This window comes from Clostridium sp. AF28-12 (assembly GCF_003435225.1).
Classification (GTDB): domain Bacteria; phylum Bacillota; class Clostridia; order Lachnospirales; family Lachnospiraceae; genus Pilosibacter; species Pilosibacter fragilis.
This window is the reverse complement of record NZ_QWGJ01000002.1, coordinates 1-1147: the sequence shown is the minus strand read 5'-3', so window position 1 is coordinate 1147 and position 1147 is coordinate 1. Positions and strand designations below refer to the sequence as shown.

Annotated in this window: 3 protein-coding genes; all 3 read right to left on the bottom strand. The window is 57.3% G+C overall.

All coding sequences use genetic code 11. The annotated features are described in order from the left end of the window. Positions 1-94 (bottom strand): DUF4316 domain-containing protein (locus DWY93_RS02220; RefSeq protein ID WP_117471810.1); only part of this gene is annotated, 94 nt, incomplete at its 3' end. Positions 95-106: 12 nt separating this feature from the next. After that, positions 107-697, bottom strand: coding sequence for a hypothetical protein (locus tag DWY93_RS02215; RefSeq protein WP_227589686.1), 591 nt, complete (start codon positions 695-697; stop codon positions 107-109). A 132-nt stretch (positions 698-829) separates the two neighbouring features. After that, positions 830-1147, bottom strand: a 318-nt coding sequence (locus DWY93_RS02210; protein ID WP_117471733.1) for a cysteine-rich VLP protein, incomplete at its 5' end; no start/stop codon positions are given.

Sequence of the window (1147 nt, the reverse complement as noted above, 5' to 3'; positions counted from 1 at the left end):
GGATGGGCGTGTTGTTGGGTACGCCGTCAATCATGTTGCAGTTCTGCTCCGTGGAGAGCTCGGCGGTTTTCAGATAGTTGTCTTTTTCGTGCATGGCGATCCTCCTTTATCGTTCCTCATGGTTTTTATGGCTCCGCTTCTGGCCGGGCTCCTTCGGGGGTTCCTGCCCTCTGGTTCCTTCTTTGAGCCGGGCGGTAATGGATGAGCGCACCCGGTCAGGATTGCCCGGTGCTGGTTTCAGTTCATAATCCTCCATTTGCTTTTCGGTCAGCGGCTTTGTGTAGGTCAGTTCGCCCCATGCCATCAGCCTGCCGTCTGCCACAGGACGCCGCCTGTCATCGTCGTAGTTGACAATGGAAAGAGGCTGGTTATCCGGCGGCTTCGGGTAAGTTCCTATGTCCACGGGCCGCTGGGTGGAATAATAGCGGTAAACGCCTTCCGGTCCCAGCTCGGTATGCTTGACCGCCGCATGGTAAAGCTGCTGATAATCGTCCACCCGGCGGTCAAAATCCCGCTGCGCCCATGCCTGGCTGTTTCCATAGCGGCCCCAGTAGTAATCCCGATGGCCGTTTTCCCCCTCGGTAAACTGCCAGGTCACAAAGGGGCTCGGCGCTCCCGGATTATGCCCAAGCGCAAAGCCGTGTCCAGTTTCAAAGGTGGCAGCTTTCAAAATCACATATCCTTGTACTGTCTCCAAGAGATCCCTCCTTTCTGTGCCTCGGGCCAACATGACCCGAAGTGCTGGATGTTACGAAATAAGAGGGCAGACCGGGGAGGAATGTAATAAGATATTCCCACCCCGGAAACACCCTCAAAAAAGCCCGGAATGTCAAGCCTTTGGAGGCGGCAAATCGTAACAGCCGCCCGGCCTTTTCTCCCGCATTTTCCTCATGCGTTCCCGGCTTTTCCGGCGGTTCCCTTCGGCCTTGCAGGCGTCGGAACAGTAGGCTTGACGCCCCTCGGGCAAAAACGCCTTTCCGCAGACCGCACAGGCCCGCAGCTCCGGGGAGATGCCTTCCGTTGTCAGCGACGCTTGAAGCTCCGGGTTAAGAGGCAGGACAGCCTCACGGAAATAACGGCAGTACGCCCCTGTCCAGCACTTGTGCAGCATATAGCAGGCACAGTCAAGAGGAAGGCACAGGCCGCT